At 69.5% G+C, this 26,563-nt stretch carries 25 protein-coding genes; 13 read left to right on the top strand and 12 right to left on the bottom strand.

Annotation, left to right across the window (positions count from 1 at the left end):
- Positions 1-100 precede the first annotated feature (100 nt).
- Positions 101-1,504: an IS1380 family transposase gene (locus ACJ512_RS10745; RefSeq protein WP_461479860.1), complete on the top strand. Its 1,404-nt coding sequence runs from the start codon at positions 101-103 to the stop codon at positions 1,502-1,504.
- A gap of 237 nt (positions 1,505-1,741) precedes the next feature.
- Positions 1,742-2,866 (top strand): Rv2629 family ribosome hibernation factor, encoded by a 1,125-nt coding sequence (locus tag ACJ512_RS10740; RefSeq protein ID WP_407687861.1) that lies wholly within the window; start codon positions 1,742-1,744, stop codon positions 2,864-2,866.
- A 235-nt stretch (positions 2,867-3,101) separates the two neighbouring features.
- Here ACJ512_RS10740 and ACJ512_RS10735 read toward each other — a convergent pair whose 3' ends face one another.
- Positions 3,102-3,908, bottom strand: coding sequence for a ribosome hibernation promotion factor (locus ACJ512_RS10735; protein WP_407687862.1), 807 nt, complete (start codon positions 3,906-3,908; stop codon positions 3,102-3,104).
- A gap of 45 nt (positions 3,909-3,953) precedes the next feature.
- Positions 3,954-4,235 (bottom strand): DUF1876 domain-containing protein, encoded by a 282-nt coding sequence (locus ACJ512_RS10730; RefSeq protein ID WP_407687863.1) that lies wholly within the window; start codon positions 4,233-4,235, stop codon positions 3,954-3,956.
- A gap of 292 nt (positions 4,236-4,527) precedes the next feature.
- Here ACJ512_RS10730 and ACJ512_RS10725 point away from each other — a divergent pair, with 292 nt between their 5' ends.
- The 3 genes from ACJ512_RS10725 to ACJ512_RS10715 are packed head-to-tail and all read left to right on the top strand — an operon-like array spanning position 4,528 to position 10,854.
- On the top strand, positions 4,528-6,213 hold the full coding sequence (locus tag ACJ512_RS10725; RefSeq protein WP_407687864.1) for an NAD(P)-binding protein: 1,686 nt from the start codon (positions 4,528-4,530) through the stop codon (positions 6,211-6,213).
- 4 nt (positions 6,214-6,217) lie between these two features.
- Positions 6,218-9,841 (top strand): pyruvate:ferredoxin (flavodoxin) oxidoreductase, encoded by a 3,624-nt coding sequence (gene nifJ, locus ACJ512_RS10720; protein WP_407687865.1) that lies wholly within the window; start codon positions 6,218-6,220, stop codon positions 9,839-9,841.
- Between the two features lie 5 nt (positions 9,842-9,846).
- Complete coding sequence (locus ACJ512_RS10715) at positions 9,847-10,854, top strand: dihydroorotate dehydrogenase-like protein (protein ID WP_407687866.1); 1,008 nt, start codon at positions 9,847-9,849, stop codon at positions 10,852-10,854.
- A gap of 37 nt (positions 10,855-10,891) precedes the next feature.
- Here ACJ512_RS10715 and ACJ512_RS10710 read toward each other — a convergent pair whose 3' ends face one another.
- The 5 genes from ACJ512_RS10710 to pcaH all read right to left on the bottom strand — a co-directional run bounded on the left by ACJ512_RS10710 (position 10,892) and on the right by pcaH (position 15,781).
- Entirely contained in the window at positions 10,892-12,262 is a 1,371-nt protein-coding gene (locus ACJ512_RS10710) for an MFS transporter (RefSeq protein WP_407687867.1), read from the bottom strand.
- 114 nt (positions 12,263-12,376) lie between these two features.
- On the bottom strand, positions 12,377-13,129 hold the full coding sequence (locus ACJ512_RS10705) for a phosphoadenylyl-sulfate reductase (RefSeq protein WP_407687868.1): 753 nt from the start codon (positions 13,127-13,129) through the stop codon (positions 12,377-12,379).
- Between the two features lie 111 nt (positions 13,130-13,240).
- Complete coding sequence (locus tag ACJ512_RS10700) at positions 13,241-14,464, bottom strand: lyase family protein (RefSeq protein ID WP_407687869.1); 1,224 nt, start codon at positions 14,462-14,464, stop codon at positions 13,241-13,243.
- The gene (pcaG, locus tag ACJ512_RS10695) at positions 14,461-15,033 is read right to left on the bottom strand and encodes a protocatechuate 3,4-dioxygenase subunit alpha (RefSeq protein WP_407687870.1); all 573 of its coding nucleotides are present in this window, start codon (positions 15,031-15,033) and stop codon (positions 14,461-14,463) included. The genes ACJ512_RS10700 and pcaG overlap by 4 nt, the downstream gene beginning before the upstream one ends.
- Positions 15,026-15,781 (bottom strand): protocatechuate 3,4-dioxygenase subunit beta, encoded by a 756-nt coding sequence (gene pcaH, locus ACJ512_RS10690; protein WP_407687871.1) that lies wholly within the window; start codon positions 15,779-15,781, stop codon positions 15,026-15,028. The genes pcaG and pcaH overlap by 8 nt, the downstream gene beginning before the upstream one ends.
- Before the next feature lie 126 nt (positions 15,782-15,907).
- On the opposite strand from pcaH, the gene ACJ512_RS10685 reads away from it, so the two are divergent.
- Positions 15,908-16,348, top strand: coding sequence for a pyridoxamine 5'-phosphate oxidase family protein (locus ACJ512_RS10685; RefSeq protein ID WP_407687872.1), 441 nt, complete (start codon positions 15,908-15,910; stop codon positions 16,346-16,348).
- A gap of 13 nt (positions 16,349-16,361) precedes the next feature.
- Here the strand turns inward: ACJ512_RS10685 and ACJ512_RS10680 are convergent, their stop codons facing one another.
- The gene (locus ACJ512_RS10680; RefSeq protein WP_407687873.1) at positions 16,362-16,847 is read right to left on the bottom strand and encodes a hemerythrin domain-containing protein; all 486 of its coding nucleotides are present in this window, start codon (positions 16,845-16,847) and stop codon (positions 16,362-16,364) included.
- On the bottom strand, positions 16,844-17,815 hold the full coding sequence (locus ACJ512_RS10675; protein ID WP_407687874.1) for a Rieske (2Fe-2S) protein: 972 nt from the start codon (positions 17,813-17,815) through the stop codon (positions 16,844-16,846). Before ACJ512_RS10675 ends, ACJ512_RS10680 begins: the two co-directional genes overlap by 4 nt.
- 328 nt (positions 17,816-18,143) lie before the next feature.
- On the opposite strand from ACJ512_RS10675, the gene ACJ512_RS10670 reads away from it, so the two are divergent.
- Genes ACJ512_RS10670 through ACJ512_RS10650 form a run of 5 tightly spaced genes read left to right on the top strand, consistent with a single transcriptional unit; the run spans position 18,144 to position 21,687 of the window.
- The gene (locus tag ACJ512_RS10670; protein WP_407687888.1) at positions 18,144-19,436 is read left to right on the top strand and encodes a Rieske 2Fe-2S domain-containing protein; all 1,293 of its coding nucleotides are present in this window, start codon (positions 18,144-18,146) and stop codon (positions 19,434-19,436) included.
- On the top strand, positions 19,433-19,948 hold the full coding sequence (locus ACJ512_RS10665) for a 3-phenylpropionate/cinnamic acid dioxygenase subunit beta (RefSeq protein ID WP_407687875.1): 516 nt from the start codon (positions 19,433-19,435) through the stop codon (positions 19,946-19,948). The genes ACJ512_RS10670 and ACJ512_RS10665 overlap by 4 nt, the downstream gene beginning before the upstream one ends.
- The gene (locus tag ACJ512_RS10660) at positions 19,945-20,175 is read left to right on the top strand and encodes a dihydrodiol dehydrogenase (protein ID WP_407687876.1); all 231 of its coding nucleotides are present in this window, start codon (positions 19,945-19,947) and stop codon (positions 20,173-20,175) included. The genes ACJ512_RS10665 and ACJ512_RS10660 overlap by 4 nt, the downstream gene beginning before the upstream one ends.
- Positions 20,172-20,972, top strand: coding sequence for a 3-(cis-5,6-dihydroxycyclohexa-1,3-dien-1-yl)propanoate dehydrogenase (gene hcaB, locus ACJ512_RS10655; RefSeq protein WP_407687877.1), 801 nt, complete (start codon positions 20,172-20,174; stop codon positions 20,970-20,972). The genes ACJ512_RS10660 and hcaB overlap by 4 nt, the downstream gene beginning before the upstream one ends.
- On the top strand, positions 20,965-21,687 hold the full coding sequence (locus ACJ512_RS10650; RefSeq protein WP_407687878.1) for a class II aldolase/adducin family protein: 723 nt from the start codon (positions 20,965-20,967) through the stop codon (positions 21,685-21,687). Before hcaB ends, ACJ512_RS10650 begins: the two co-directional genes overlap by 8 nt.
- Positions 21,688-21,741: 54 nt before the next feature.
- Here ACJ512_RS10650 and ACJ512_RS10645 read toward each other — a convergent pair whose 3' ends face one another.
- Positions 21,742-22,542: an IclR family transcriptional regulator gene (locus ACJ512_RS10645; RefSeq protein ID WP_407687879.1), complete on the bottom strand. Its 801-nt coding sequence runs from the start codon at positions 22,540-22,542 to the stop codon at positions 21,742-21,744.
- Between the two features lie 123 nt (positions 22,543-22,665).
- Positions 22,666-24,312: an acyl-CoA synthetase gene (locus ACJ512_RS10640; protein ID WP_407687880.1), complete on the bottom strand. Its 1,647-nt coding sequence runs from the start codon at positions 24,310-24,312 to the stop codon at positions 22,666-22,668.
- 73 nt (positions 24,313-24,385) lie between these two features.
- Here ACJ512_RS10640 and ACJ512_RS10635 point away from each other — a divergent pair, with 73 nt between their 5' ends.
- Positions 24,386-25,255, top strand: a complete 870-nt coding sequence (locus ACJ512_RS10635) for an SGNH/GDSL hydrolase family protein (protein ID WP_407687881.1) — start codon at positions 24,386-24,388, stop codon at positions 25,253-25,255.
- Positions 25,252-25,917 carry a DedA family protein gene (locus tag ACJ512_RS10630; protein WP_407687882.1) on the top strand — a complete coding sequence of 222 codons (666 nt, stop codon included), beginning with the start codon at positions 25,252-25,254 and terminating at the stop codon, positions 25,915-25,917. Before ACJ512_RS10635 ends, ACJ512_RS10630 begins: the two co-directional genes overlap by 4 nt.
- Before the next feature lie 17 nt (positions 25,918-25,934).
- On the opposite strand, the gene ACJ512_RS10625 is transcribed toward ACJ512_RS10630, so the two are convergent.
- Positions 25,935-26,555 (bottom strand): TetR/AcrR family transcriptional regulator, encoded by a 621-nt coding sequence (locus tag ACJ512_RS10625; RefSeq protein WP_407687883.1) that lies wholly within the window; start codon positions 26,553-26,555, stop codon positions 25,935-25,937.
- Positions 26,556-26,563: the final 8 nt, after the last annotated feature.

The raw sequence follows: 26,563 nt of genomic DNA, 5'->3' as shown, positions 1-26,563 counted from the left end.
CGGTGATTTGATCGGCGTGTGAACAGCGAAAGCGCCTTCTGAACTGGGATAATACGAGTGCTTACGTCGTATTTGTCCAGAGTTCAAGAAGGCACTTTCGATGCACTCATCGTATACGTTCACCGCCGACTCGGCGGTCTTTGACGAGCAGAATCTGGTATCGGCGGCCGGGCTGGTGCCGGTGTTGGACCTAGCTGAGCAGGCCGGTCTTTCGGAGTTGATCGGCGAACACGTGCAGCTGCCGTCGACTCGGGTGGCGTCGGGGGCGGTGAATCCGGCCGGCAAGCTGACCTCGATCATCGCGGGCATGATGTGCGGCGCGGACAGCATCGACGATGCCGGCGTGCTGCGCGCGGGCGGCACCCCGCGGGTGTTCGACGAGGTGTATGCGCCCTCCACGTTGGGGATCTTTCTGCGCGAGTTCACTTTCGGGCACGCCAACCAACTCGCTGCGGTAGGTCGAGCCCATCTGGTGGCGCTCGCGGCGCGGGTACCGCTGTTACCCGGCATCGAGCAACGCGCTTTTGTCGACATCGACTCGCTGCTGCGCCCGGTCTACGGGAAAGCCAAGCAGGGCGCCAGCTTCGGGCACGCCAAGATCGCCAGCCGCGCGCTGCTGCGCAAAGGCCTCTCACCGCAGATCACTACCATCTCCACCGCGCAGGCCGCACCGGTGATCGCCGAGGCCAGGCTGCGCAGCGGCAAGGCCGCCTCCGGGCGCGCGGCCGCCTCCCAGATCACGGTGGCCATCGGCACCGCCCGCGCCTGCGGGGCCGCTGGGGCGATCATGGTGCGCGGCGACTCGGCGTTTGGCACCAAGAAGGTGATCACCACGTGCGTGGCCCAAGGTGCCGAATTCTCCTTGTCGATCAGCCGCAACAAACGCATCAACGCTGCGATCGCAGCCATCGACGAAGCCGCCTACACCCCGGTGCACTACCCCGGCGCGGTGACCGACCCCGACACGGGGACGCTGATCTCGGATGCCCAAGTCGCCGAAACGCCCTACACCGTGCGGTTGGGCTCTGGCCGCACGCTGACGGTGCGGCTGGTGGTGCGCCGGGTCAAAGACGCCCGCTACCCCGATGCGTTGTTTCCGGTGTGGCGCCATCACCCGTTTGTCACCAACTCCGAACTGCCGGTTACCGAGGCCGATATCACCCACCGGGGCCACGCCGTCATCGAAACCACCTTCGCCGATGTGATCGACGGCCCGCTGGCTCACATCCCTTCCGGGCTGTTCGCCGCCAACTGCGCCTGGCTGGCGGCCGCGGTGATCGCCCATAACCTGCTGCGCGCCGCAGGCACCCTCGCTGGTGGCCATCACGCCGTGGCCCGCGGCGCCACCCTGCGCCGCGACCTGGTCAACATCCCGGCCCGCTTCGCCGCCCCGGCCCGCAAACCGATGCTGCACCTGCCCGCGCACTGGCCGTGGCAAAACGGATGGAAAACGCTGTGGAACAACACCATCGGCTATAGGCCCGCGATCCCACGAGCAGGATAACTATCACATCCCCTGCCCATCTGCCCTCCCAGGCCCGACCCGAGGAACCCCGCAACAAGGAAAAGCTGGTGCAGGCCAGCGGATCACTCATACCCACAACACCCCGAACCGCCCCAACCGTGCAAAAATCAACCCCACGACACCACGAAATCACTGATCCACGGATTCAGGCTTAGGCCCGAATCTGGGGGCTAACGACCCTCGTGTACCCGCGCCCGGCGTTCATAGCGTGATGCGATGCGATCAGAACGTCTGAAATGGCTGGCTAAAGCCGAAGGTCCCTTCGCGTCGGTGTATTTCGACGACTCCCACGACACCCTGGACGCCGTCGAGGTGCAGGAGGTGCAGTGGCACGATATCCGCGCCCGGCTCGAGGGCATGGGTGCGGGCGCGGAGCTGCTGGGCATGCTCGACGGGGCCGTGCTCAACCACCGGCCCGCCGTCGGGCGGCGCGGCCGCGCGGTGATCGCGACCGCCGAGCAGGTGCTGGTCAACGAGCAGCTGGCCGCCCCGCCACCGGCCACCGTCGTCCGCCTGTCGGATTACCCCTACGTCCTGCCGTTGATCGACCTCGAGATGCGGCGCCCGACATACGTGCTCGCCACGGTCGACCACGCCGGCGCCGACGTGAGCCTGTATCAGGGGAGCGCGGTCAGCTCCAAGAGCATCGACGGTGTCGGTTACCCGGTGCACAAGCCGGTGACCGCCGGCTGGAACGGTTACGGCGACCTTCAGCACACGACCGAGGAGGCCGTGCGCATGAACTGCCGGGCCGTTGCCGACCATCTGACGCGGTTGGTGGACGAATCCCACCCCGAGGTGGTGTTCGTCAGCGGTGACGCCCGTTCGCTCGCCGAGCTGGTCCCCGCATTGCCCAAGCGGGTTGCCGACCGGGTGACGCAGTTGCACGCGGGTACCCGCAAGAGCGCTATCGGCGCGGAGGAGATCTGCGAGCTGACGGCCGCGGAGTTCGACCGGCGCCGCGGCGCCGAGATGGCCGACGTGGCCGAGCGCTTCGAAGCCGAACGCGGGCGCGACTCGGGCCTGGCGGCCGAGGGGCTGGCCGCCGTCTGCGCGGCGCTGCGCGACGGCGACGTCGACACGCTGATCGTCGGTGATCCGGGCGACGCCACCGTGGTCACCGCCGAGGCGCTGACGACCATCGCCCCCGACGCCGACGCGCTCTCCGAGCTCGGCGAGCCGGTAGTACGGGTGGCGCGGGCCGACGAGGCGTTGCCGTTCAGCGCGATCGCGGTGGGCGCCGCCGTGGTGCGCGCCGATCAACGGATCGCCCCGGCCGACGGGGTGGGTGCGGTGCTGCGCTACGCCGTCGCCGAGAGGTCCGGCCGCCGCGGCGCGTAGAGCCGCCTGATTCAGCGCCGTATTCAGCTGAGTGCCGTACCGAAGCCCCTTGTCGCTCAACGACCTTCAAATTTTCCCACGACGGCCCGCGTGCGGCGCTGCCTGGTGGCGCGCACGGGTCCCGCTGGGGGTCGTCAAGGGCTGAGTTGAGAGCGGCGGTCCCGGACAGGGGGGAGTTTCCGGGACCGCCGCGGCAAGGGGGGATTCCGGGCTGTCGACGGTTGACGGCGCACGCTCAGTTCGCCGGTGTGATGAGCCCGTAATGGCCGTCGTAGCGGTGGTACAGCACGCTGCCGCGCGCTCGTGCGGTGTCGACGAAGAACAGGAACGGCAGGCCGAGCAACCCGATCCGTTCGATCGCCTGCTCGACGGTCAGCCGCGGGGCCGGCGCGGGACTGATCGTCAGCGGAAGCTCGAATGGTGCCAGGTCGTCGGCGGACTGCGGATCGACCTGCGCCAAGCGGTATTCGGCGGTGGGGCCGCCCCGATAGAGCACGCTGTCTTGCCTGGTGCCTTTCTCGGTGAAGAGATGGAACTCGTAGTCGAGCAGTTCCATCTCGAACGCGGCCTCGTCGACGGTGCACATGGGCAGGCTGAACGACTTGTGCCGCATGACGCGCCGTTCGCTTTCGGGCCGGGGGAAGTAGTTCGGCCGGTGGGTGGGCTCGGACTGGTGCCGCCATTCGTGCGGCCCGCGGCGGGGCGTCCCTCCCCGCCTGGCCTCCCAGTGCTCGGCGCTGCGTTCCAGCCGGTGGGCCAGCCGCGCCTCGAGCCGGTCGACGGCCTCGCGCGCCGTGACCCCTTCGACCTGGGCGCGGACCAGCCGGCCGTCGACGTCCAGGTTGGCCTGCGCGATTACCCGGCGGGCGACCGCCGGGTCGCCGTGCTCGCTCAGCCGAACGTGCGCGTGCAGCACCGGCTCGTGGGTGAGCCGGCCGAGCTCACCGATCTTGGTCCGGGCGTAGTCGTCGGCGCCGGGCAGCCGGCCGTGCGTCGTGACCTCCACCTCGAAGGCGGCCGGTAAATCGGGGCGTTGTCTCATGATTCGTTGCTACGCTTTCAGGATTCGTTGCTGTAGGGCCAAAGGTCAGTGATGCAGGCGGGTGACCGGCTGATGGGTGCTGGTCTGGATGTCGGTCGACGTCAGCGCGAACAGCTGGTTCGCCAGATCCGTCAGTGCGCGGGCGATGGCGAGCTCGTCGCCGATCTTGGCCACCGGCTCGTCGAGCGGGTCGACCCGCGCCAGGCCGATGCCGACGAAGGAGGTGCCCGCCCAGGTCAGCCTCGCCTTGGCCCGGGTACGCTCCTCGTGCTCGTCGATCAGCACGTCGATGTGGCAGGTCTTGCCGCCCTCGTCGTTGGCCGTCATCCACGGTCTCCTCGCGCTCATGGCTGTTCCCGATTCGACCACCGCCACACGACGCTCAGTAGGGGCGGAAGTCCCGAGTCGCGGGGTGACATTCGGCCGGGCTCCTGCGGGGCTTAAGGCCCTACGCCCGCCGGCCGACCGTGCCGTACAAACGTCGTAGCGATTCGGCGACAAGGTCATCGATACAGGGGGATATGACCTCCATGGGATGCGCGTTCGTCGCGGCGGCCAGACAGGCACACCGATGGCTCCGCCGTCGGTCGGTGGAATCGTGTCGGCCTGGAGGGACGCCATGTCGTTGAATCTGCCCGATATGACCCAGGTCCTGCGGGAAACGACGCGCAGGGGCGTGGGCAGCCGCCGATGGCAGCGACCGCTCTACGTGGATCTGCTGCCGCCGTGCAATCACGCCTGCCCGGCCGGCGAGAACATCCAGGCCTGGCTGGCCCACGCGCACAACGGAGAATACGAAAGGGCGTGGCGGGCGCTCGTCGAGGACAATCCGCTGCCGTCGACTCACGGGCGGGCGTGCTATCACCCCTGCGAAAGCGACTGCAACCGCGCGTCACTGGATACACCTGTGGCGATCCACGCCGTCGAGCGCTTCCTGGGCGATCTCGCGGCCGAGGAAGCCTGGCGCCTGCCCGTCGCGGCACCCAGCGGTAAGGCGGTTCTGGTCGTCGGTGCGGGTCCGGGCGGGCTGGCGTGCGCCTATCACCTGGCGCGCATGGGCCACCGTGTCGAAATCCGGGATGCCGCCGAGGAGCCCGGCGGGATGATGACCTGCGGCATCCCGGCTTATCGCCTGCCCCGCGAACCGCTGCGCCGAGAGGTCGCCCGCATCACCGCGATGCCGGGGATCACCCTCACGTGCGGCCACCGCGTCGAGGATGTGGCCGGCGAGATGCGCACCGGCGGCTTCGACGCCGTCTTCGTGGCCGTCGGCGCCCAGGAGGCCAACCACCTGGACATTCCGGCGATGGACGGTAAAAAACTCACCGACGCGGTCGCCCTGCTCGGCGAGGCGAAAAAGGGTCGGCAACCCCGACTCGGCCGTGCGGTGGCGGTCATCGGTGGCGGCGATGTCGCCATGGATGCCGCTCGCACCGCCCGGCGGCTCGGGGCACGCGACGCGGTGCTGGTGTACCGCCGCGACGAGCCCCATCTCACCGCGTCGCCCGGCGACGCCCGCGAGGCGTTCGCGGAGGGCGTGAAGATCAAGTGGCTGAGCACCGTCGAACAGTTCGGCGCCGCGGGGATTCTGATCGAAAAGGTCGCGATGAACAGCGACGGCAGCCTTACCCGGACCGGCGAAACCGAGCGCCTTGCCGCCGATTCGGTCGTGCTGGCCATCGGCCAGCACAGCGATCTGTCCTTGTTGCGCGGCGCGGCCGGTGTCCGGATCACACCGGACGATGTGGTGCAGGTGGACGAGGTGTTGATGACCGGCCACCCGGGGATCTTCGCCGGCGGGGACTGCATCGGCGGCCCCCGGACCATGACCGCGGCCGTCGGGCACGGCAAGCTGGCGGCACGCGCCATGGACGCCTGGATGAGAGGCGAAACCTACCAGCACCCGCCGTCGCACCCGCTGGTCACCTTCGACATGCTGCATCTGTTCGACTATCTGGACGCGCCGCGCAGCCAACAGCCCGAGGTCCCGCCCGCGCAGCGCGGCGGGTTCGGCGAAATCGTGGCGGGTCTGGATGAAACGCAGGCGCGCTATGAGGCACAACGCTGCCTGTCGTGCGGCAACTGCTTCGAATGCGACAACTGCTACGCGGCCTGCCCCGAACAGGCGATCACCCGCCTGGGCCCCGGGCGCGGCTACAGCGTTGACCTGGACCTGTGTACCGGCTGCGCAACGTGTTTCGAGCAGTGCCCGTGCCACGCCATCGAGATGGTGCCCGAGCCGCCCGCGCCTCCGGGAAGTCACGACGAGGCGTTGACGCCGAGCAGTTTCAAGGTACGGAGATAGGCGCATGCAGAAACGCGAGGCACCGCAAGGGGCCGATGCGACGGAACGCGACGATACCGTCGACGGCAACACCGCCGTGGCGCACATCGCCTATCGGGTCAACGAGGTCTGCGCCATCTACCCGATCACCCCGTCGTCGCCGATGGCCGAACTGGCCGATGCCTGGTCGGATCGGGGTTTGCGCAACATCTGGGGCGGCATCCCGGTCGTGCAGGAGATGCAGTCGGAGGGCGGCGCCGCGGGCTGTGTGCACGGCTCGCTGCAAAGCGGTGCCCTGACGACGACTTTCACCGCCTCGCAAGGCCTGATGCTGATGCTGCCCAACATGTACAAGATCGCCGGCGAGCTGACCTCGACGGTTTTTCACGTGGCTGCGCGTGCGCTGGCCGCCGGGGCCTCCTCGATCTTCGGCGACCATCAAGACGTCATGGCCGCGCGGGTCACCGGCTTCGGGATTCTCGGCGCCGCCTCGGTGCAGGAAGCCCATGACCTCGCGCTGGTGGCGCAGGCCGCCACGCTCGCGGCGCGCGTGCCACTGATCCACTTCACCGACGGCTTTCGCACCTCGCACGAGTACAACAAGATTGCGCTGCTCCCCGACGCCCAGATCTCCGCCATGATCGATGACGATGTGGTGCGCGCCCACCGCGAGCGCGGCCTGAGCCCGGAACGCCCGGTCATCAGGGGGACCTGGCAGAACCCGGATACCTATTTCCAGACACGCGAGGCGGTGAACCCCTTCTACGCCCGCCTGCCTGCGATCGTGCAGTCGAACATGGACCGGCTCGCGGCTCTGTGCGGCCGGCGTTATTCGCTGTTTCGCTATGACGGCCCGCACGACGCCGAGCGCGTGGTCATCAGCATGGGCTCGGCCGCCGAAGTCGTGCGCGAGACCGCGCGCTGGCTCAATCGCCGTGGCGAGAAGGTGGGTGCGCTGCAGGCCTTGCTGTATCGGCCGTTCTCCGCCGAGCACTTCCTGGAGGCGCTGCCGCAGACTGTGCGCTCGATCGCGGTGCTCGACCGGACGAAGGAGCCCGGCGCACCGATGGAACCGCTGCACGCCGACGTCGTGGCAGTGCTGAGCGACGCTGTCGCCGAGGACCGGCTCACGCGGATGCCGCGGGTGATCGGTGGCCGATACGGACTGTCCTCCAAGGATTTCCACCCCGGGATGGCCAAGGCGGTGTTCGACGAACTGGCCAAGCCGGTGCCCCACAACCATTTCACGGTCGGGATCATCGACGATGTCGGCCACACCAGCCTCGACTACGACCGGACGCTGGACATCGAGCCCGACGACACGGTGCGCTGCCTGTTTTTCGGGCTCGGGGCCGACGGGACGGTCGGCGCCAACAAGAACAGCGTCAAGATTCTCAGCCGGGCGCCGGAACGTTACGCCCAGGCCTATTTCGAATACGATTCCCACAAATCGGGCGCCGAGACGGCATCGCACCTTCGCTTCGGGACGCAGCCGATCACGGCGCCCTACCTGATCCGCCACGCCGACTTCGTGGCCTGCCACAAATTCAGCTTTCTGACCAAGCGCGACGTCCTCGGCGCGGCTGTCCCGGGAGCGACGTTCCTGCTCAACAGTCCCTACGGACCCGACGACGTCTGGGATCGGCTTCCACATCAGGTCCAAAGGCAGGTCATCGACAAGAAGCTGCGCTTCTACGTCATCGACGCCTCGGCCGTGGCGTTACGGATCGGGCTGGGACCACGGGTGAACACCATCCTGCAGACCTGCTTTTTCCACCTGGCCCAGGTGTTGCCGTCCGCGGAGGCCACCGCCGAAGTCAAACACTTCATCGAGAAGAGCTACGCAGGCAAGGGCGAAGCGGTGGTGCAGCTCAACTTCGCCGCGGTCGACGCGGCGCTCGACGCCCTGCACGAGGTGCACGTGCCCGAGATGCCCACCGGCAGCGACGAAATGCCGCCGATCGTCGCGCCCGACGCGCCGGAGTTCGTGCGGCGGGTCACCGCGGAGATCATGGCCGGGCGCGGCGATGACATCCCCGTCAGCCGGTTGCCGGCGGACGGCACCTTCCCGGTGGGCACGACGCGATACGAGAAGCGCAACATCGCCGTGCAGGTGCCGATCTGGGATCCGGCGCTGTGCATCCAGTGCGGCCAGTGCAGCATCGTCTGCCCGCACAGCGTGATCCGCGTGAAGACGTACAACGCGAACAACCTGACCGGCGCGCCGGAGGACTTTCCGTCGGCGCCGGTCAACGCCCGCGGCTATCCGGACGCGCGCTTCACCCTGCAGATCTACGTCGAGGACTGCACCGGCTGCGGTGTCTGCGTGGAGAACTGCCCGGCCTACAGCCAAGGGGGCGACGACCGGCGCGCCATCAACATGGGCGACAAGCTGCCGATCCTGCAGCAGGAACGCGACAACATCGCCTTCTTCGAGACACTGCCGACACCCGACCGCCAGCAGGTGAACTTCGCCAATGTGCGCGGCGTGCAGCTCCTGGAGCCACTGTTCGAGTTCTGCGGCGCCTGTGCCGGATGCGGCGAAACCCCATATCTGAAACTGATCTCACAGCTTTTCGGTGACCGGCTGCAGATCGCCAACGCGACGGGTTGTTCATCGATCTACGCGGGTAACACCCCCACCCATGCCTGGAAGGCCAACGCCGACGGGCGCGGCGCGGCATGGTCCAACTCGCTCTTCGAGGACAATGCCGAATTCGGTCTGGGCTACCGGCTGGCGATCGACGAGCAGACCAGCCTGGCCCGCGACCTGCTCGGCCGGCTCGCGCCCCGGGTCGGCGCGGATCTGGTCGGGGCGCTGCTGGACGCCACCCAGCGCACCGAGTCCGAGTTCGCCGCGCAGCGCACCCGCGTGGCGGCCCTGAAGGCCGAGTTGGCGCCGATCGGGTCGCGTGATGCGCAGATGCTGCTGACCCTCGCCGACTTCCTGGTGCGTCGCAGCGTATGGATCGTCGGCGGTGACGGCTGGGCCTATGACATCGGCTACGGCGGCCTCGACCACGTGCTGGCCCAGGGCAGCGACGTCAACGTCCTCGTCCTCGACACCGAGGTCTACTCGAACACCGGAGGTCAGGCTTCCAAGGCGACCCCCCTGGGCGCCTCGGCGAAATTCGCGGCGGCGGGAAAGCGCGTACCACGCAAAGACCTTGCCATGCAAGCGATCTCCTACGGCAACGTATACGTGGCTCAGATCGCGCTGGGCGCCAACTCCGAACAGGCGTTGATTGCGCTGCGCGAAGCCGAGGCATTCGACGGTCCGTCCATCGTGCTGGCGTACTCGCAGTGCATCGCCCACGGCATCGACATGCGCACCGGCATGAAGGAGCAAGCCCGTGCGGTGGCCAGCGGCCACTGGCCCCTGTTCCGGTTCGACCCGACGATGCGCAAGAAGGGCCTGAACCCGTTCCGGCTGGACTCCCCCCGCCCGCGGATTCCGCTGCGCGACTACGCCTACCGTGAGCTTCGCTACAAGACACTGACCAGAACCCACCCCGAGGCGGCGGCAGAGATGCTGCGCCAGGCCCAAGCGGCCGCCGATGAGCGATACCGGATTTACGAAGACCTCGCGGCGCGCGACGGCAGCCGCTTTCTGCCGCACTGGCAAGACGTCACCGAACGACCGGACTGACTCACGTGGACCTGCGAACGCGGTATCTCGGGCTCGACCTCGACCACCCGATCGTCGCCTCCGCGTCTCCGCTGACCGCCGGCCTGGACGGCATCCTGCGTCTGGCCGATGCCGGCGCCGCGGCGATCGTGATGGCCTCGATCTATCAAGAACAGATCCTCGCCGAGGAGCTGGCGCAGGCGGCGCTGCTCGAACAGGGCAGCGAGACCCAGCCGGAGGCCGCCGGGTACTTTCCCGAGATCCCCGCGGACCGGGGCGTGCTCGAGGGCTGGCTGCGGACGCTTCGGACGGCAGCGCGGCGCGCAGGCGTGCCCATCATCGCGAGCCTGAACGCCAGGTCCAATTCGGGCTGGGTCGACGTCGCGCGTCGATTGCAGGACGCCGGCGCCAGCGCGGTCGAGCTCAACATCTATCGGGTACCCGCCGACCCGGCCGAAACCGGCGCGGCGCTCGAAGACAGCTACGCCGAAATTCTGCGGGCGGTCAAGGACGCCGTCAGCGTTCCCGTCGCGGTCAAAATCTCCCCGTTCTTCAGTTCACCCGCACACATGGCGACCCAACTGGTGAACAGCGGAGCCGACGGCCTGGTGCTGTTCAACAGGTTCTACGGCCCCGACATCGACCTCGAATGCCTGAAACCGAAATCCGATCTTCAGCTCAGCACACCCTATGACATCCGGCTGCCGCTCATGTGGATCGCGTTGCTCTCGCCGGTATTGGACGCCTCGGTTGCGGCAAGCACCGGCGTGTGGACACCGGATGAAGTCGTCAAGTATCTCCTGGCCGGCGCCGACGTGACGATGACGACCTCGGCCCTGCTCGCCCACGGCCCCGAACATGTCACCACGCTGGTGGACGGCCTGCGCGACTGGATGCACAACCGGGGATTCGAGTCCGTCGCCGCCCTCAAGGGCCGGCTGGCCGCGGGCCAAAATCCTGCCGACACAGCCGAACTCATGCGCGCCCAGTATCACGACATCCTGACCACCAACTACACGAATATCGGGCGATGACGGTCCACGGCGCCTGGTCGGCGGGCCACGCGCCCGGTTACAGCCCCTGTGCGGCAGGGGGCCGCACGTAGCGCGCCCAGGTCAGCAACGCGGCTCCGACATAGCACACCAGAAAGCTGACGAATGCCGGTGTCTCGGTGTGGGCGCTCAGATAGGACTGCCGCAGCACCAAATTGGTCACCGTCGCGCCGAGTGCCCCGAGCGCACCGGCCAGCCCGAGAACCGAACCCGACATGGCGCTCTGCTGGTGCCGGCGTTGCTCCTCGCTGACATCCAGTGTGCAGCAACGCGCCGCGAAGACCGTCGGGATCAGCTTGGACACCGATCCCTTGCCCACGCCGCAAAAGATGAACAGCGCGATGAAGCCGGCGATGTAGCCGGCCATCGTCAGGATCGTCTTGGGGCCTCCGGGCCCGCCGATCACGTCTTGGCGGCTGCTGACGCCGACCAGGAAGCCGCCGGCCGCGATCATGCCGGCAAGAGCGGCCAGGGTGACGCGTCCGCCCCCGAGGCGATCGCTCAACCAGCCCCCGATCACGCGTGCGACCGACCCCAGCAGTGGCCCCACGAAGGCGACCTCGGCGGCGTGCAACGATGCCTGCGCATGGCTTTGCCCGCGGGCCAACAAGTTCAGATGTATCACCTGGCCGAAGGCGAAGGCAAAACCCAGGAATGAGCCGGAGACCGTCACGTATAGCAACAAGATCCCCCACGTGTCGGGCACCGCGAGAGCGCACCGCAGGTCGGCCACCCGGATGGGCTGGGAGAAGTTGTCCATGAACAGCGCCGCGCCGGCACCGACGACGGCCAGCAGCACCAGATAGATCGCGCACACCCAGTACGGTTCCCGGTGACCGGCGGCCGCCAGCACCACCAGTCCGACCACCTGGATAGACGCCACCCCCAGGTTGGCTATCCCCCCGGTGAGACCCAGCGCCAAACCCTTGAGGCGCTGCGGGTAGAGCACTTCGGCGTTGGCCAGCGCTGCCGCATAATTGCCGCCACCCAATCCGGTCAACCCCGCGCACACCAGGTACGGCCACAACGACACGCCGGGGTTGGCCAAGAGCACCATGGCCCCGCTCGTGGGGATCAGCAGTATCAGCGACGAGAACGTCGCCCAGTTGCGGGCGCCGAACCTGGTGGTGGCCATCGTGTAGGGGATGCGCACGACCGCACCGACCAGGGCGGCGGTGGCGCCCACCAGCAACTTGTCGCTTGGTGTGAAGCCGTAGACGGCCTGCGGCATGAACAGCACCATCACCGACCACAGGTACCAGATCGAAAAGGCGACATGGGCGGTCGCGGTCGACCAGATCAGGTTGCCACGGGCGATGGCGTGGTTACCCGTGCGCCAGGCCGTGGCGTCTTCCGGGTCCCAATCCACGATGTGATGCGTATCCGCCATCCGGCCCACCTTTCACAGCGGGTTTCGGCCGCGCAGCCGTCACGCCGCTGACTTCGGACGCCATTGCGCGGCAACACATCCAGCGCTCACCGCCGCAGTCCGTGCGGTACCCGCTCACGAAGCGTGCAGGCCGCATTCGACCTTCGCGTGTCCCGGCCAGCGCCCACTGCGCGGGTCGGCGCCCGGCGCCGGCTTCGCGGTGCACGGCGCGCATCCGATGGAGGGGTAACCCTCCTCCACAAGCGGGTTCACCAGCACATTGTGCTCGGCGATGTAGTCGGTCATGTCCTGGTCGGACCACGCGGCCAACGGGTTGACCTTCACGAGTTCGAACTTCTCGTCGAAACTGATCAACGGCGCGCCGGCGCGTGTCGGCGCGTCGACGCGGCGCAGTCCGGTCACCCACGCCGAATACCCGTGCAACACTTTGGTCAGCGGGACGACCTTGCGCAGCCGGCAACATTCGTCGGGGTCGCGGGCAAACAGATCCTTGCCCAAGAGGGCGTCCTGCTCGGCTACCGTGTGCTCCGGTGTCACGTTGAGCAACCGGATGTCGTACGTGGTCTCAACCGCGTCGCGGGTGCCGATGGTCTCGGGGAAGTGATACCCGGTATCCAGGAACAACACCTGCACACCCGGTCGCACCTTGGCGGCCAGGTCGATCAGCACCGCGTCCTGCATGTTGGACGCCACCACATAGCCGTCGGGGCCGAAGGTTGCATCCGTCCAGCGCAACAGCTCGGTCGCCCCGGCGTCCTGCAACTCCGACGCGCCGCGCGCGGCTAACTCGCGTAATTCGGTCTCGGTAAAGCGGCGCGCGAGCCCTTTCGTGCGCACCTCGGGCGGCGCCTGCTGTGAACTGTTCATCGCCATGCCTCCTCCGGCGTCTGCTCTCGTCTCCCCCGGGGATAATCGGATCACTCGACCGGAGTCCGCGGTAGGGACCGAAGTCCCTTCCCTCCGCCACCCCGACCCGGGTCAACCTTCAACGGCGCGCCGGGCGCGGGACACGCTCTTCTCGATCAACCGGTCGACCGCACCGAAATAGGTGGGCGACGGGGCCTTGCCCGCCAGTTCGGCGATGGCGCGTTGTTCGCCCAGAACGTCCGTGGCCCTGAGGTTCTCGTCCATGCGGATGGTGTGTACGTCGAGTCCGGACAGCAGCTCGGTGCATTGCGAGCCCGCGACGACGGTGCGGCGGGCCAACGTGCGCAGCGTGTCCCATTCGGCATGCCATGCGCCGTCGGGCCGCTCGTCGTGGGCCAGCGCGGCGGCGGTGTGCAGGGTCGCCGCCAGCTGCGGTGCGGTGATGGCGGTCCGCCGGATCAGGATGGACAGCACCGGGTTTCGCTTGTGCGGCATCGAGGACGATCCCCCGCGGTGCTCGCCCGCCGGCTCGGCGAGCTCGCCGATCTCCGGTCGCGCCAGGGTGACGACGTCCGAGGCGACGCGGCCCCAGCAGTCGGTGCACGCCAGCAAAGCGTCGGCGGCCGCGGTGACCGGTGCCCGCGTCGTGTGCCACGGCGACCGGATGTCCAAGCCCAATGTGGTTGCGGCGCTTCGGACCAGGCGGTCGGACAGCTCGGCCGGATCCGTCGTGTCGGTGAGCAGCGTCGCCAGTTCCGTGGTGGCCGCCCGGGTGCCCGCGGCGCCGCCGATCTGGATCGGGGTGACCAGCGCGCCCAGCCGTTCGAGGGCGTCGACGACCCCGTCCAGCCAGCCGGCCGCCTTGGCGCCGAACGTGGTGGGCGCCGCGGGCTGGCTCAGGGTGCGGGCCACCATGGGGGTGGCCCGGTGGGCGTCCGCCAGCGCACACAACGTCGCGGCCTGGTGTTTCAGCTGCGATACGACCTCGGCCACGACGGCGCGGACGGCCAGCATCAGGCCGGTGTCCAGGACGTCCTGGCTGGTGAGCCCGCGGTGGATCCAGGCCGCGACCACCGGGTCCGCCCGCCGGCGCAGCAGCCCGACCAGGCCGATGACGGGGTTGCCGCCGTCTTCGGCGCCGACCGCGAGCGACTCGGGGTCGCCGGGCGCCAGCAGGCCGGACAGGTCGGCGGCGGCGCATTCGGGGGGCGCCAGGGCGGCGGCGGCCAGGGCGTGCAGCCAGGCCGCTTCGACCGCGACCATCGACCGCAGCAGGGCATCGTCGCTCAGGTGTTCACCGGCGCGGTGGTCGCCCGGCCACAGCAGGTTGGTCATCGCCGGCCGTCGCGGTAGGTCAGGAACACCGTCTCGTCCGGTCCCTGCAGGTGAATGTCGAAGCGGTACCCCGTCGTGCCCGTTGAATCGTCCTCGGCGGCACAGACCAGGGTCGCGCGCCGCCCGGCGTCCACGGCCGCCAGCAGCGGGTCGTCGCCCGGCCCGGCGCCGGGCAGGTAGGCGCGGGTGAACAACCGGTCCGGCAGTCCGCGTGCGAACATCACGAGGGCGAAAAAGGGGGCCCGCCCCGGGCCCGGCGGGCCGGGGGTCAGGGTGGTGAACGAGTAGCGTCCGGCCGCATCCGTCGCGCAACGTCCCCAGCCGGTGAACTCCGGCCGGTCGCGGCGCAGCGACCCGTCCCGTCGCGGGATGCGGCCGTCGGGGCCGGGCTGCCAGAGTTCGACCACCGCGTCGGGGACGGCGCCGCCGGCGCCGTCGTACACGGTGCCGTGCAGCCATACGGCCTGCGGGTGGCGCTCATCGACCAGACTGCGGTCACCGGGGTAGGACAACCCGAGGTGCAGGAAGGGGCCCGCCGTTTGCCCTGGCGTACAGCCGGGTTCAGCCATCGTCGGTCCAGGTTCGGGCGCCGCCGGCCAGCACGATGTCCCAGCGGTAGCCGGTCGCGTACTCCGGTTCGGTGAGGTCGTGGTCGTAGCCGGCGATCAGCCGCCGGCGCGCGGCCGGTTCGATGACGGACCCGAGAATCGGGTCGAGGGCGCACAGCGGGTCGCCCGGGAAGTACATCTGGGTGACCAGGCGCTGCGGGAAGACGGTGCCGAACACCGAGAAGTGGATGTGGGCCGGGCGCCACGCGTTGTGGTGGTTGCGCCACGGGTAGGGGCCGGGTTTGACGGTCAGGAACCGGTAGGTCCCGTCCGCGCGGGTCAGGCAGCGGCCGGCGCCGGTGAAGCTGGGGTCGAGGGGGGCCGGGTGGCGGTCGCGCTGGTGGCGGTAGCGGCCGGCGGCGTTGGCCTGCCAGATCTCGATCAGCTGACCCGCCACCGGCCGGCCCGCCCCGTCGAGCAGCCGACCGGCCACGACGATGCGCTCCCCGATCGGCTCACCGGCATGGCCGGACGTCAGGTCGGCGTCGGCGGGATCGACGTCCCGCTCGCCGAAACACGGGGCCCCCCGTTCGGCGCCCTCGGGGTCGACGGCGAGCGGGGGCCGCTGCGGGTGGCGCAGCGCCGTGCCGCGGTAGGGCGGGTAGTCGAGCAGCGGCCGCGCGTCCCGCGCGGCCGCCCGGTGCTCGGCGGCGATGCCGGCCATCTCCGCCGTGATGTCGTCCTGCGAGGCGAGACGCTCGGCGCTCATGAGCCGTGAGGCTACTCCCGCCCGCCGCGGTGACAACCGTCCGCCGAGATAGGGCCTTGCGGCCCTTATCGGATCCGGCCCCGCCACGGCAATCTTGTGCGACAAGCTCGAGACGAGGTGACAACGATGAACGCAACACTGGTCCGCCCAGACGGATTCACCGCAACCGAACTGACCCGCGCCGAGGCGATGCGCCTGCTGGCGAGCGTCAGCTACGGGCGCGTGGTGCTCAGCGTGGACGCACTGCCGGCGATCCGCGCGGTCAACCATCTCGTCGACGAGGGCCGGATCATCCTGCGCACCCGGTTGACCGCCCCCGCCTCCGGCGCCCGGCGCGCCAACGCGCATTCGGGTCTGGTCGTGGCCTACGAAGCCGACGACCTGGACCCGGACCGGCACACGGGCTGGAGCGTCGTGGTCACCGGCATGGCGAAGACGCTCAGCGATCCCGGCGAAGTCGCCCGCTACGAGCACCTGCTGCGTCCGTGGGTCAACGGGGCCGACACCGTCGTCGCGATCGAACCGCAGATCGTCACCGGCGTCCGCCTCGCGTGCGACGGCAACTGACCGGCGCGTACCGCTACAGGGCGCGGACCAGCGCCGCCCGCCCCTTGGTCCGCAGCCGGTGCAGGGCAGAACCGCGGTAGCGCTGCATCATGGCGGCCATCTTGTCGCCGAGTTCCTCGAGTTCGGCGTCGGTGAGCTCGACCTCGGGGGGAGCCGGGATCAGGTCGCGCTCCTCCTCGTCGGCGTGCGCCTCCAGGACGGTCTTGAACGAGTTCCACTCCTGCTCGTACCCGGGCGCGCTCTGCGGGGTCTTCAGCAGCACGGACAGCTGGTCGACCACCTGGCGATGTTCGGCGTGGGCGATCGCGATCAACCTGGCGGCATCCTTGAGCGCCGGGTAGTACAGGTCGTCCTCGATGCGGAAATGGATGTCGAGCTCGATCAGCATGTCGTCGAAAAGATCGTGCCGCTCTTGAGAATTCACCGGCGACCGGCTGATCTTGCCGCCCAGCCCCTTGAGGACGGTGTGATGCTCCTTCAACACGTCGTAGGCGTTCACTTTGCTCCTCCCTCTCGAATCCCCGTCGCCCGGCCGACGGCGGGCGTTGCCTCGCCGCGGACCTCGACCGTTCCGTCGACCAACCGGGCCTCGTAGCACGGCAACGGGGCCGCCGACGGGCCCCGCAGCACCTCACCGGACTCGGCCGAGAACCACGAGCCGTGCCAGGGGCACACGAGCCGGCCCCGGTCGACCCAGCCGTCGGCCATCGGAGCCGCCAGGTGCGGGCAGAACTCGCCGAACGCCGCGACCTCGTCGGGGCCGGTCCGGCACACCACCAGCCCCACCCCGTCGACCTCCACCCGCACCGGTTTCCCGTTCAGCGATTCGGCGGGCAGCACCGGTGTCCACTCCGTGGTGCGCAGCCGCTCGCCGGCGCGGTCGATTCCGATCCCGGACTCGAACACCAGGGCCCCGCCGAGGTAGCTGCCGGCGACGGTGATGCCGTAACCCAGTGCCGTCAGGGCGATTCCGCGGTAGTGACGGCCCCGGCGGCGGTCCCACCAGGACTGCGCGTACAGCGCGGTCGCGGCCAGGTTCACCAGGCCGTGTACCAGCCCCACCCGGCGGTCCTCCTCGTGGGTGTGCTGCCAGTCGGTGACGCCGGTGACGGCCGACCCGACGCTGGCCAGGATGCCCACGCCCAGCGCGCGGCCCGCCAACCGCGCGGCGTCGCGGACCTCGGTGGACTGCTGCCCCGGCAGCAGACTGAGCGCGTCCAGGGCGACGGTCGTGCCGAGCGCCCCGCTGGTCAGCGACGCCAACGGCGGGTGCACCGGGTGCCCCAGCCACACGCCGTGCAGCGCGTTCGTGACCCCGTTGCGCGCCCCGCCCAGCCCGTTGTAGGCGAAGCTGAGCAGGTGCTCCAGCCGGTAGCTCGGCCGGTCCAGCCATTCCTGGCGCCCGATCGCGGACAGGGCCCGTTCTCCGAGTCCCTGCAACCGGGCACTTCGTGTCCGACCAGCCATGCCACCAGCCCTTCCCCGCCGAGAGACAGACGACGCCGCGCGGGGCAGCACCCGACGATTACCTCGCGGTTACTTTCTGCTCACACCCCTGACAGCCCTGACGTGACCACAGTAACGTCGGCCGCCCGTCTCGATCCTTGTCAACCACCTGTGAATTAGCCCAAATCATTCTTGTAAAAACCTGGCCACGCCGGATCGCGGCGATTGACCAGGACCGCGGGCTGCGGGATTCTACTGAGCGGAAGCTGTTTCTGTAGTACAGACAAGGGAGGGCGCCGTGGCGGACCATCGCGCCCTCGACGGCATCTGTGAAAACGTGCGCCGCGGCATGATCCCCGCCCACATCTACAACGACGCCGACCTGTTCGCGCTGGAGAAGGAGCGGCTGTTCGGCCGCGCATGGGTCTTTGTCGGGCACGAGTCGGAGATCCCCCAGGACGGCGACTACGTGGTGCGCCGGGCGCTCGACGACTCCTTCATCATCGCGCGCGGTTCGGACGGCGAGGTGCGCGCCATGTTCAACATGTGCCTGCACCGTGGCATGCAGGTGTGCCGGGCGGAGATGGGCAACGCCTCCAATTTCCGTTGCCCCTACCACGGCTGGTCCTACCGCAACGACGGCCGGCTCACGGGCCTGCCGTTTCACCAGGAGGCCTACGGCGGCGACGACGGCTTCCCGCGAAGCGGCCAAACCCTGCTGCCGGCACCGCGTTTCGCGAGCTACAACGGATTGTTGTTCATCAGTTTGGACCCGCGCGCCGAACCGCTCGAGGACTTCCTCGGCGACTTCAGGTTCTATCTGGACTTCTACACCCGACAGAGCACCGGCGGCGTGGAGCTGCGGGGGCCGCAGCGCTGGCGGATCAAGGCGAACTGGAAGATCGGCGCCGAGAACTTCGCCGGCGACATGTACCACACGCCGCACACGCACGCCTCGATCGTCGACATCGGCCTGTTCCGGGAGCCGCGGGCCCAGAAGCGCAAGGACGGCGCCACCTACTGGGCGCACCGCGGCGGCGGGACCACCTACAAGCTGCCGCCCGGCGGGTTCGAGCAACGGATGCGCTACGTCGGCTACCCCGACGAGATGATCGCGCGGATCAAAGAGGTCTGGTCGCCGCGCCAGCAGCGGGTCGTCGGGGAGGACGGTTTCATGTTCTCGGCGGCCACCTGCTTTCCCAACCTCAGCTTCGTGCACAACTGGCCGAAACTGCCCGGCGGCGACCCCGGGAAAGAGAACGTCCTGCCCTTCATCTCGATCCGGCTGTGGCAGCCTCTCAGCGCGGACGAGACGGAGGTGTGTTCGTGGTTCGCGGTGGACTCCGCCGCTCCCCCGCGGTACAAGCGGGACTCCTACCAGGCGTACCTCATGTGCTTCGGCTCCACCGGCATGTTCGAGCAGGACGACGTGGAGAACTGGGTGTCGCTGACCACCACCGCCGGCGGCGCCATGGCGCGCCGGCTGCTGCTCAACAGCCGGATGGGCCTGCTGCCCGACGACCGCCCCGTCGTCGAGGCGCTGGACGCGGCGTCCTTCCACGGGCCCGGCCGCGCGCAGGTCGGCTACAACGAGCACAACCAGCGGGCACTGCTGAACCTGTGGGCGGACTACCTGCAATGAGAAAAGCACTGTCCTTCAATGATGTTCGGCACCTGCAGGCGCACCAATTTCTCGTCGACGAGGCCTACCTGCTGGACGCCCAGGACTACGAGGCGTGGCTGGACACGCTGACCGAGGACATCCGCTACGTGATGCCGGTCCGGGTCACCACCGCCCGCGGCGCCGGGTTCGACACGTCACCGGGAATGGCGCACTTCGACGAGGACAAGTACTCGCTGAGCCAGCGCGTCGCACGCTTCGCCACCGAGCACGCCTGGACCGAGGATCCGCCGTCGCGGCTGCGGCATTTCGTCACCAATGTGCGCACGTTTGTCGAAGACGACGCGCACCTGGCCGTGGAATCGGCCGAACTGCTGTTTCGCAGCCGCGGCGACGTCAACGAGAGCGCCCTGGTGTCCTGTGGGCGAGAGGACCTGCTGCGGCGGTGCGGTGATCGGTGGAAACTGGCGCGCCGCACCATCCTTGTCGACGAGTCCGTCTTGCGGATGCAGAATCTGGCGGTGTTCCTGTGAGCGAAACAATCACTGTTGCAAACGAATTCGCCGAAGTCGAGGTGCGGCGGGTGGACACCCGCAACGGGTCGCGGCTGCTGATCGGCTCTCCGCGAACCGGGCGCTCGATCAGCCTGGACGCGCTGGAGCTCGAGGCTCTGACCCGGCAGAACGCCCGCACGCTCGCGGCCATGGTCGGCAACTCCGGCGGCCCGCTGCTACCGGACGAGGAGGGCAGCGAACCATGAGCGACTGGCTGGCGGGCAAACGCGCCCTGATCGTGGGCGCCGGATCGGGGATCGGCCGCGCCGTCGTCGACGCCTTCCGCGCCGAGGGCGCGAAAGTCGCCGTACTGGAACGTGATCGGGACAAGTGCAACACGTTGCGCGAGCAGTTCCCCGAGATGCCGGTGGTGGAGGGCGACGCCGTCACCCGCGAGGCCAACGAGCGCGCCGTCGGTGTCGCCGTCGACACCTTCGGCGGGCTGGACACCCTGGTCAACTGCGTCGGTGTCTTCGACTTCTACCAGGGCGTCTGCGACGTCGACGCCGACCACCTCTCCGGCGCGTTCGACGAGATGTTCCGGACCAACGTGCTCAGCCACCTGCAGTCGGTCAAGGCCGCGGTCGCCGCGCTGCGCGCCGGAACGGGATCCTCGATCGTCCTGACGGGGTCCGCGTCGTCGTTCTATCCCGGGCGGGGCGGCGTGCTCTACGTGTCGTCGAAGTTCGCCGTGCGGGGCCTGGTGACCGCGCTCGCGCACGAACTGGCGCCACAGGTCCGCGTCAACGGGGTGGCACCGGGCGGCACGCTGAACACCGACCTGCGCGGCCCGGCGAGCCTGGGCCTGGACGGCGTCCGCCTCGACGACAGTCCCGGCCGGGCGGCCGACCTGGCGGCGCGCACTCCCCTGCGCGTCGCCCTCGACGCCGCCGACCACGCCTGGAGTTTCGTGTTCCTCGCCTCCGACCGGTCCCGCGGCCTCACCGGCGAAACCATCCGGCCCGACGGCGGATTCGGCATTGGCGGCCGCGGCGATGCTTGACGAGCAGCGGGCCCTGGTCGCGCAGGCCTGCCGGGTGGCCGCGGCGCGCGGCCTGGCCGAGGGGATGCTCGGCCACCTGAGCCTGCGGGTCGACGACGAGCACCTGCTCCTCCGCTGCCGCGGCGACGCCGACACCGGGGTCGCGTTCACCCGGCCGGCCGACATCCGGCTCGTCGGGTTCGACGGCAGCGCCGGGGCCGAGGGCGAGCTCGACGGGTACCGCGTCCCCAACGAACTGCCCATCCACGTCGAGACCCTGCTGGCCGATCCGCGGCACCGGGCCGTCGCCCACGTGCACCCGCCGGCCGTGGTCGCCGCGGACCTCGCCGGCATCACGCTGAGACCGATCTACGGGGCCTTCGACATCCCCGGCGCCCGGCTGGCCCGCGGCGGCGTGCCGGTCTACGAGCGCGCCGTGCTGATCCGGAATGCCCGGCTGGGCAAGGAGATGGTGGCGGCGATGCGCGGCCGGCCGGTGGTGGTCCTGCGCGGACACGGCATCACCAGCGCCGCGGGCACCGTCCAGCAGGCCGTGCTGCAGGCGATCAGCCTCGACGCGCTCGCCCGCATGTCGCTGCGGGTGCGCGCGGCGGGCGGCACCCCGCGCGACATCGACGAGCGCGACTGGGACGAGCTGCCGGACCTGGGGCCCGGCTTCAACACCGAGGCCGCCTGGCGGCATGAGGTCGCCCGGTTGGGCCCCGGCCCGCCGTAGCGACCTGGAAACGATTGGCGACGGCCGACTTTCGCGACGGCGACGGACGGCGACTCAGCCGAGCCGGTCGCCGATCTCCTCGGCGCCCTTGGCCAGCGCGGCGGCCACCGCCGGATACCGGGCGCTGTCGAGGCGGTGCTGCGGTGCGGCGGCGTTGAGGGCGAGCCGCAGGCCCGGCGCCCGGGTCGGGATGGGCACCGCGACCGAGGCGACCCCCTCCTCGCTCTCCTCGCGGTTGACCGCATACCCGCGGTCGCGGATGCGCGACAGCTCGGCCTCCAATTCGGCGCGGTCGCCGATCGAGCGGGAGGTGATGCGCTCCAAGCGTTCCCGCGGCAGCAGTTGACGCAGTTCGGGCTGCGGCAACTGCGCCAGCATGGCCTTGCCCGTCGAGGTGCAGTGCGCCGGCATCGTCCGTCCCAGCCGGGAGGCCACCCGGACCGCGGCCGGGCCCTCGACCGCCGCGACGAAGCGGACGGCGGCGCCGTCCAGCATGCCGACGTGAATCGTCTCGCCCAGTTGGTCGCTGAGGCCGCGCATGATCGGGGTGGCGGCGCCCTGGATGTCGATGCGGCCGAAGATCGCGAACGCCACACCGGTCAGCGAGGGACCCGGCAGGTAGGCCTTGGTCGCCGGGTCCTGCCGGACGAACCCCCGGTAGGCCAGCATCGCCAGCAGTCGGTGGGCGGTCGACGACGCCACGCCCAGATACCGGGTGGCCTCGCTCAGCCGGATCTGCGGCCGCTCACCCAGCAGCAGCAGCAGTTTGAGCGCGTTGTCGACCGACTCGATCGGATACTGCGGCACAAGGGAATCGGCCGCCGCTCCACCGGCCCGGACACGCTTGTGCTGCATGCGTCCACGGTAGTCGGTACGCCCCGCCACAGAAGCCCCAACCGCCGCACCGGCCCCCACGCGCCGCGGGACTCTTCGTGCCCGCACCGCCAGAAACCGGTGCGACTGACGAGAAAAGGACGCTCAAACAGCATCTGCAACAACGCTTTTCGCCCACCGGTAGTCGGCCTTGCCGGACGGCGAACGTTGCACCCGGTCGCAGAACACGACCGCCTTCGGCAGCTTGTAGCGGGCGAGGTGGCGGGCGGCCTCGTCGATGATGCTGTCGCTGTCGGCCTGGGCGCCGTCGGCCAGCTGCACGACGGCGACCACTTCGTTGCCCCACCGGACGCTGGGCCGGCTCGTGACGACGACGTCGTAGACGGCGGGGTGTCCGGCGATCGCGGCCTCGACCTCCTCGGCGAAGATCTTCTCCCCGCCGGAGTTGATCGTCACCGCGTCGCGGCCGAGCAGCTCGATCTGGCCGTCGGCGTACCAGCGGGCCCGGTCGCCGGGCACCGAGTGCCTGATCCCCTCGATGACCGGGAACGTGCGCGCCGTCTTCTCCGGGTCGCCCAGGTAACCCAGCGGGATGAGCCCCTGCTGGGCCAGCCAACCGACCTCCTCGTCGCCCGGGGACAACACGCGGGTCATGTCCTCGCTGACCACCACCGCGCCGGGGTTCGGCGCGAACCGCCCGGTCGCGTTCTGCGACCGCGAGGACACCTGCCCCATCTGCGCACCCGATTCCGACGAGCCGCCGGCATCGAGGATCGTCAGATGCGGCAGCAGCTCGACGAGGCGCTGCTTGAGCGGAGCACTGAGCGCGGCCCCGCCGGTGACCAGCACGAACAGCCCGGACAGGTCGTAATCGCCGGCCTCGAGTTCGTCGAGCAGCGGCCGCCCGAAGGCATCACCGACCATGGACAGCGACATCACCCGCTCCCGGCTCGCCAGCGCCCACGCCTCGGCCGGATCGAAGTGCGTGGTCGTCGGCGCCATCACGAAGGGCCGGCCGGCGCACAGGCTGATGAAGGCCGCCCACTGCGCCGCGCCGTGCATGAGCGGTGCGACCGTCATCGACCCCGGTCCCCCGGCCCGCGACCGCTCGACGATCTCCGCGAGGCCGGTCATCGGCTCCCCGGTTGCCGGATCCCGCCCGCCCATCGCGTTGACGTAGATGTCGTGCTGGCGCCACAGCACCGCCTTGGGCATTCCGGTGGTGCCGCCGGTGTAGAGCACGTAGAGGTCGTCGGGCGAGAGGGCGAGGTCGAGCGGCGCGTCGGAGATGTTGGCCAGCAGCTCCTCGTAGCGCACCGCCCCGGGCAGCGGATCGACCCCGGAGCCGTCGTCGACGTGGATCAGGCGGGGCCGGATGTTCATCTCGGCCAGCGTCTCGGCCAGCGTCGGGGCGAACCGCGCGTGGTACATGACGGCGTCGGCGCGGGCGTTGCCGAGCAGATATACCAGCTCGTCGGCGACATAGCGGTAGTTGACGTTGAAGGGGGCGACCCGGGCCTGATAGGCGCCGAGCATGGCCTCGAGAAACTCGTTGCAGTTGGCCATGTACAGCCCGAGGTGGCTCTGACCCGACTCGTGGGGTGCCAGCCCGGCGCGTTCCCGGCGCGCGCCGAGCCCCCAGTCGTGCAGCGCGCGGGCGAACCGGCGGGCACGCTCGTCGGTTTGGGCGTAGGTGAACCGCCGATCCCCGAAAACGATGCAGTCCCGGTCGGGGTTGGCCGCGGCCACCGCGGCGAACACCTGGGCGAGATTGAACCCCTCGTCGTGCACACAAACTCCTCAGCATCGAGCGAGGGCCAGGTTACAACGCATTTCCGCGCGGATTGCTATTAGTCTCGGCTTCGTGTGCGGGGCTAATCGGGCCGGGTACTGCCGATACGTCGCGATAGGTGACAGCCAGACCGAGGGATTGTGGGACGGCGACGACGTCGCCGGCCTGCTGGGTTTCGCCGACCGGCTCGCCGCGATGATCGATGCGCTGCACCCCGGCCTGCACTACGCCAACCTGGCGATCCGCGGCAAGCGGATCAGCGACGTGCTCACCGAGCAGCTTCCCGAGGCCCTGGCGATGCGGCCCGACCTGATCACGGTGTGCGCCGGGATGAACGACGTCATCCAGCCGGGCCGCTCGTTCGGCCGGGCCCTGGCCGACCTCGACCACCTGCACGCCGCGCTCGCCGAGTCGGGTGCGACGGTGGTGACGACGACCTTCCCGAACGTCGCGCAGTTCCTCCCGCTCGGGCGGCTGGTGGCGACGCGGCTCGCCCGCATCAACCAGGCGATCAGCGACGCCGCCGGGCAGTACGGCTTCCGGCTGGTCGACCTGTACAACGCGGCCTCGATGCGCGAACTGGACACCTGGGCGATCGACCGGGTGCACGCCTCCGCCAAGGGTCATATCCTGTTCGCCGCGGCGGCCGCCGAGGCGCTGAATCTGCCCGACAGCAACCATGATTGGGCCGATGCGAGCGCGGACCCGGCGGGGTTGTCCTTCTCGGCCGGCGCCCGGGGCCACCTGCGCTGGGCGCACGAGAGTTTCGTCCCGTGGATCTGGCGCCGGCTGCGCGGCCGATCCTCGGCCGACGGCCGGGTGCCGAAGCGTCCCCGGCTGCAGCGGCTCAGCGCGCCGAGCGGTCCGCACAACGGCTCCGCGCCGCGGGAGGAAGGGTTTGCACCGCGGATGATGCGTGAGTCGGGCATCCTTGACCCATGAACGTGGAGGCCTTGCTGCACACGATCCCGCCGCTGGCGGTGTACCTGGTGGTCGGGGCCGTCGTCGGGCTGGAAAGCCTCGGGATCCCGCTGCCCGGCGAGATCGTGCTGGTCAGCGCGGCGCTGATGGCGTCGTACGACGACCTGGGCATCAATCCGCTCTTCGTCGGCGCCGCCGCCGTGCTCGGCGCGGTGGCCGGCGACTCCGTCGGCTACGCGATCGGGCGCCGGTTCGGCATGCCGCTCTTCGATCGGCTCGGCCGTCGGTTCCCGAGACATTTCGGGCCCGGACACGTCGCGCTGGCCGAAAGGCTGTTCAACCGCTGGGGTGTCCGGGCGGTGTTCTTCGGCCGCTTCATCGCGTTGCTGCGCATCTTCGCCGGGCCGCTGGCCGGAGCGCTCAACATGCACTACCCGCGATTCCTGGCGGCCAACATGTCGGGCGCCCTCTGCTGGGCGGGCGGCACCACCGCGCTGGTCTACTTCGCCGGGATGGCCGCCGAGCGCTGGATGGAGCGCTTCTCCTGGATTGCGTTCGTCATCGCCGCCGTGTGCGGCGTCACGGCGGCAATCCTGCTGCGGGAGCGCACCTCCCGGGCGATTGCCGAACTCGAGGCCGAGCACGGCCGCAGAACCGGGACCGCCGCCGCCGACCCCGTGTGAAGCCGGGGTCCGGCGGTTCAGCCGGCCGCCTCCTCCAGACCGGGGTCCGACGACGGCCGATGCGCCTCGATGAGAGTGCCGGCCATCGTCTTGGCGCGCAGGGCGGCGTCCCGGTCGCCCACCGCCGCGAGAACGATCGCGCCCTTCATGAGGATGTGCCAGGAGGAGGCGAACCCCTCCACATCGGTCAGCCCCGCCGCGATCGCGCGCCGGCGCACGATGTCGCGGACGTGGTCGATGTGGGCGATGCTGGCCCGGCCGGCGGGATGGTCCGGCCCCACCTCGAGCAGCACGTTGATGAACGAGCAGCCCTCATAACCGTCGCGCAGCTGGAACCATTCGTGCAACACGTCGAAGATCGCCAGCAACTGCTGCTCGGGCGTGTCGGCGCGCTTGCGGGACTGCTCCTCGATCAGACCGTGGGTCCAGAGTTCCTCGCGGCGCTGCAGCACGGCCAACACGAGGTCGTTCTTCGTCGCGAAGTGCCGATAGAGTGTGGCCCGCGCCACCCCGGCGCGTTCGATCACCTCGTCGGTGCCGACAGCACGAATTCCACGCCGGCTGAACAATTCATAGGCTGCGCTGAGGATTCGTTCGCGCGCCGGCACCGCGGGTACCGCAGCGTCAGGGCCTGTCATAGCCTCCC

The organism is Mycobacterium cajalii, assembly GCF_045809005.2.
Classification (GTDB): Bacteria; Actinomycetota; Actinomycetes; order Mycobacteriales; family Mycobacteriaceae; genus Mycobacterium.
Note: the sequence above shows the minus strand (reverse complement) of the source record. Positions and strands in the feature narration are given on the sequence as shown.